Raw genomic sequence first — 4,322 nt, 5'->3', positions numbered from 1 at the left:
TTCGATCGCTGTATCGCCGCTCGAACGGCGTACGTGGTCGTGGCGCTGCCATGGAGTATCTGGCCCATAGGTCCTCCCGGAATGAAGGATCAGCTTGGCTGATTCCCCCACACTCCGGGACCAGACACCTAGGACCAACTGCTCATCGGGTCGGGCGACATACTCCGCGATGGCCAGCCCGATGCCCTTTGTGCCGCCGGTGACGAGAATGGTCATGGGTGTGCTGTTCCTCTTCTCGCCTCGACTGTAGCGGCCTTGAACCGCCCGCGGCTATGGGGAGTTGTCAAACCCCTGGCCGGACGGCATGCGTATTCGTCCGGGAGGATATCCAAACCCATGATCGCACCCGTCGGCGAAACGACCCAGGGCATGCGCCGCCTGGCCGGCGGAACGTTCGCCATGGGGTCGGATCGCTACTATCCTGAAGAGCGCCCGCAGCGGCAGGTCCGGGTGGATCCGTTCTGGATCGATGAGACCCCGGTCACCAACCGCCAGTTCGACGCCTTCGTCCGAGCCACGGGCCACAAGACCCTGGCCGAGATCGCGCCCGACCCGAAGGACTATCCCGGTATGCTGCCGCACATGGCGCGGCCCGGATCGCTGGTGTTCACGCCACCCAAGGATGCCGTCCCGCTCGATAACCCCGGCGGCTGGTGGGCGTTTCACTTCGGGGCGTACTGGCGCAGGCCTTACGGACGGCATGGACCCAAGGCGCTGGACGATCATCCCGTGGTGCATGTGGCCTATGCCGACTCTGAAGCCTACGCCCGCTGGACGGGAAAGGACTTGCCCACGGAGGCCGAATGGGAGTTCGCGGCACAGGGTGGCCTTGAAGCACAAGAGTTCGCGTGGGGCGACGAACTGGCGCCCGCCGGACAGATGCTTGCCAACTACTGGCAGGGGCGCTTCCCGGCCGAGAACCTCGAGCTGGACGGCTGGGCCCGGACGTCGCCAGTGAGGTCCTATCCTGACAATGGCTATGGACTGTTCGACATGATCGGCAACGTCTGGGAGTGGACCTCCGATTGGTACGCTGAAGGCCCCGCCGCGCCAGGAAGTCCCTGCTGCATGCCCACCAATCCGCGCGGCGGAAGTCTTGAAGGCAGCTACGATCCGCAAATGCCCGACATCCCGATCCCCCGAAAGGTCATCAAGGGCGGGTCTCATCTGTGTGCGGAGAACTACTGCCAGCGCTACCGACCGGCGGCCCGCCACCCGGAATCCATCGACAGCGCCACAACCCATATCGGCTTTCGTTGCGTGATCCGCGACGAGCGATCTAAGTCGTGACAATATCTCGCGGGGGAAATGACAACATGAGCAATTCGGATAATCTGGTCACATTGAGCGGCGTGCCCGGGTCACCCTATACCCGAAAGATGGTGGCCCTGCTCCGCTATCGCCGCATCCCCTACAAACTGATCCTGGGATCGCGCGAACTGGAAGGCCTGCCCAAAGCCAAGGTCGGCTTGCTGCCCACCTTCTATTTCCCCGACGCCGACGGCCAGTTGCAGGCGGTGACCGATTCCACGCCGATCATCCGCCGCCTGGAGGGCATGTTCCCGGAACGCCCGGTGCGCCCGTCCAACCCGGCCCTGGCCTTCCTCGACGCCCTGTTGGAAGACTACGGCGACGAGTGGCTCACCAAGGCCATGTTCCACTACCGCTGGCACTATGCGGACGATATCGCCCGTGCATCCGCTATCCTGCCGTCCTGGACGCGCGGCCGTGTGCCGGATGACGTGCTGAAGGCGTCCGGGACGATGATCGCCGAGCGGCAGATCCCCCGTCTGCGGTACGTTGGTTCCAACGAAACCACCTGGGCCGTCATTGAAGCCAGCTACATGCGCTTCCTGGACGCCATGGAGGCGCATCTGCGCGACCATGCTTTCCTGCTGGGCGCGCGGCCGGGCGCCGGCGACTTCGGCGTCTATGGACAATTGACCCAGCTGGCCCTGTTCGACCCCACGCCGATGGCCATCACCGCCGTCCGCGCCCGGCGGGTTTTCGCCTGGACCGGCGCCGTCGAAGATCTCACCGGCTTGGAGCCGACAGAAGCCGACTGGTTTGGGCCCACGAAGCTGCCGGAGACCCTGAAAGCGCTACTGGGCGAGGTAGGCCGCGTCTACGCGCCGTTGCTGACCGCCAACGCCCGAGCGGTCCAGTCAGGCGCCGAAGAGGTCCGCACCGAAATCGACGGTCAGGCCTGGGTGCAGCAGCCTTTCACCTACCAGGCCAAGTGCCTGATGTGGTTGCGCGAGGAGTATGGCGCGCTGGACGCCAGCTCACGCGCTCAGGTGGACGCCGCACTGGCCGGGACCGGCTGCGAGGTGCTCGTCGCCTAGAAGACCGACCATCTGGTGGCCGCTGCCAACCGCTTGAGCGCCATGGCGCCGACGTAGGATGTCCCCGCTTCGTCAAGTCCGGGCGACCAGACGGCCACCGCCGCCTTGCCCGGCACTATGGCCAGAATGCCGCCGCCGACACCGCTCTTGCCAGGCAAGCCGACGTGGAACGCGAATTCGCCCGAGGCGTCGTAGTGGCCGCAGGTCATCATCACGGCCGCAATACGACGGGCGCGCTTGGACGTGGTGACGACATCACCATTGATGGGGTCCGTCCCGGCGTTCGCCAGGAACAAGCCTGCCCTTGCCAGTTGACGGGAGGTGATCCGGAGCGCGCACTGGTTGAAATAGACCTGCAGCACGTCGTCGACCGGACTGTGGAGGTTGCCGAATCCGCGCATGAAATTGGCGAGGCTCTGATTGCGGAAGCCCGTAGCGGCCTCCGATGTCGCTACCTCTGGGTCAACGTCGAGCGTTTCTGTATCCGCCCGGCGGCGCATGAAATCGCGGATGTCCGCGACACCTTCGGCGGGGCAGCGGCCGGCCAGCAAGGCGTCAGTGACCACAATCGCCCCTGCGTTGATGAAAGGGTTCCGCGGAATGCCTTGCTCGTGCTCAAGCTGGACGATGGAGTTGAAACGCGAGCCCGACGGTTCGCGTCCAACGCGTTTCCAGAGATCGTCACCCAGCCGTTCCAGCGCCATCGTCAGGGTGAAGACCTTGGAGATGCTCTGGATCGAGAAGGGCATCCAGGCGTCGCTGGTCTCGGCGGTCTGGCCATCGCAGCAGATCACCGCCATGCCGAAGCGTCGGGCGTCGACGCGGGCCAGGGCCGGGATGTAGTCGGCGACCTTGCCGCCGCCGAGATGCGCGCCCATGTCGCGGCCGATTGTGGCGACAATATCGGAAAGGTCCGGGTGGGACTTGGTCATCGGCTGTTCCCCGGCGCCGCCAAGCGCGGCCCGGCAGATTTTACGGTTTGTATCACGTGACCCGAGCGAAAGGCCGCGCCAATGATGGCCGATGAGCGCATGAGTCTCCAGTAAACCGGGATACGGGGATGAGCCTTGGCCACTGATACGTCCACAACAGCGGCGCACGCTGCTGGTCCCGAACAGGCGGCGGCGCGTCGGTTGTCAGGCTGGTTGAAGGGCTACCGCCCTCTGCCTGGCGTGCCTGACGAGCTGTTTGACGCCACCGGTCGGCCGCGTGACCACTGGATTGCGTTTCTGGGGGAATTCGCCGCCCACGCCGAGGGCGAGTTTGGTCTGGCCACCCGCCACCTTCGCGATACTGGCGCCTCGCACCGTGTCTATGGTGAGGAGAACGAACAGACCTGGCCTATTGATCCGATGCCGCTGATCCTGCCGCAGGATGAGTGGGAAGAGATCGTAGCCGGCGTCACCCAGCGCGCGACGTTGATGGAGGCTATGCTCCAGGACATCTACGGCGAAGGCAGGTTGGTATCGGAAGGCGCCCTGCCGGCCGCCGCCCTGTCCGGCAGCCCGGACTTCATTCGCGCCATGCGCGGCGCCAAGCCCCCGAACGGAAAATACCTGCAGATCTATGCCGCCGACCTGGGCCGTGGTCCGGATGGCCGCTGGTGGGTGTTGGACGATCGCACCCAGGCGCCCTCCGGCGCCGGCTACGCGTTGCAGAACCGGCTGGTGGTCTCGCGCGCCTATCCAGCGCTCTACAACAGCATGAACGTGCACCGGATGGCGCCTTTCTTTGACGCTTTTCGCAGGGGATTGTCGCAGGCGGCTGACCGTAGCGAGCCGCGTATCTGCCTGCTGACGCCGGGACCCTTCAGCGAGACCTATTTCGAACAGGCGCATCTGGCGCGCTATCTAGGCTCAGGACTCATTGATCATAGCCAGAAGATGACGGTGGCAGCGAGAGCGATGGCGGACATGAAGGTGTGTGCGCATCGGTCGTATCGGGTGTGGATGCGCCGCCAGTCCTTGAGGCGTCCGA

Annotated in this window: 4 protein-coding genes and 2 pseudogenes; 3 read left to right on the top strand and 3 right to left on the bottom strand. The window is 64.9% G+C overall.

Going from position 1 to position 4,322, the window contains the following annotated elements:
* Positions 1-216, bottom strand: a 216-nt coding sequence (locus ACIQ3B_RS18135; RefSeq protein WP_397405084.1) for a hypothetical protein, incomplete at its 3' end; no start/stop codon positions are given.
* 120 nt (positions 217-336) lie between these two features.
* Between ACIQ3B_RS18135 and ACIQ3B_RS18130 the strand changes: the two genes are divergently transcribed.
* Together ACIQ3B_RS18130 and ACIQ3B_RS18125 are read left to right on the top strand one after the other, a co-directional pair.
* Positions 337-1,290, top strand: a complete 954-nt coding sequence (locus ACIQ3B_RS18130) for a formylglycine-generating enzyme family protein (RefSeq protein ID WP_397405082.1) — start codon at positions 337-339, stop codon at positions 1,288-1,290.
* A 26-nt stretch (positions 1,291-1,316) separates the two neighbouring features.
* Complete coding sequence (locus tag ACIQ3B_RS18125; RefSeq protein ID WP_397405080.1) at positions 1,317-2,345, top strand: glutathione S-transferase N-terminal domain-containing protein; 1,029 nt, start codon at positions 1,317-1,319, stop codon at positions 2,343-2,345.
* On the opposite strand, the gene ACIQ3B_RS18120 is transcribed toward ACIQ3B_RS18125, so the two are convergent.
* Positions 2,342-3,277 carry a glutaminase gene (locus ACIQ3B_RS18120; RefSeq protein ID WP_397405078.1) on the bottom strand — a complete coding sequence of 312 codons (936 nt, stop codon included), beginning with the start codon at positions 3,275-3,277 and terminating at the stop codon, positions 2,342-2,344. The two genes, ACIQ3B_RS18125 and ACIQ3B_RS18120, sit on opposite strands and share 4 nt — an antisense overlap.
* 420 nt (positions 3,278-3,697) lie before the next feature.
* Between ACIQ3B_RS18120 and ACIQ3B_RS18115 the strand changes: the two are divergent.
* A pseudogene (locus ACIQ3B_RS18115) lies at positions 3,698-4,177 on the top strand (circularly permuted type 2 ATP-grasp protein); the annotation flags it as partial.
* A gap of 38 nt (positions 4,178-4,215) precedes the next feature.
* On the opposite strand, the pseudogene ACIQ3B_RS18110 reads toward ACIQ3B_RS18115, so the two are convergent.
* Positions 4,216-4,322 (bottom strand): annotated as a pseudogene (locus tag ACIQ3B_RS18110) (IS5/IS1182 family transposase); the annotation flags it as partial.

The sequence above is a fragment of the Phenylobacterium sp. genome, assembly GCF_044358365.1.
Classification (GTDB): domain Bacteria; phylum Pseudomonadota; class Alphaproteobacteria; order Caulobacterales; family Caulobacteraceae; genus Phenylobacterium.
The sequence above is the reverse complement of the archived record's forward strand: the minus strand, read 5'-3'. Positions and strand labels throughout refer to the sequence as shown.

Bases quoted from the DNA above. Each gene is read 5' to 3' on its own strand.
- ACIQ3B_RS18130 (WP_397405082.1), top strand. From the start codon at position 337: ATGATCGCACCCGTCGGCGAAACGACCCAGGGCATGCGCCGCCTGGCC.
- ACIQ3B_RS18125 (WP_397405080.1), top strand. From the start codon at position 1,317: ATGAGCAATTCGGATAATCTGGTCACATTGAGCGGCGTGCCCGGGTCA.
- ACIQ3B_RS18120 (WP_397405078.1), bottom strand. From the start codon at position 3,277: ATGACCAAGTCCCACCCGGACCTTTCCGATATTGTCGCCACAATCGGC.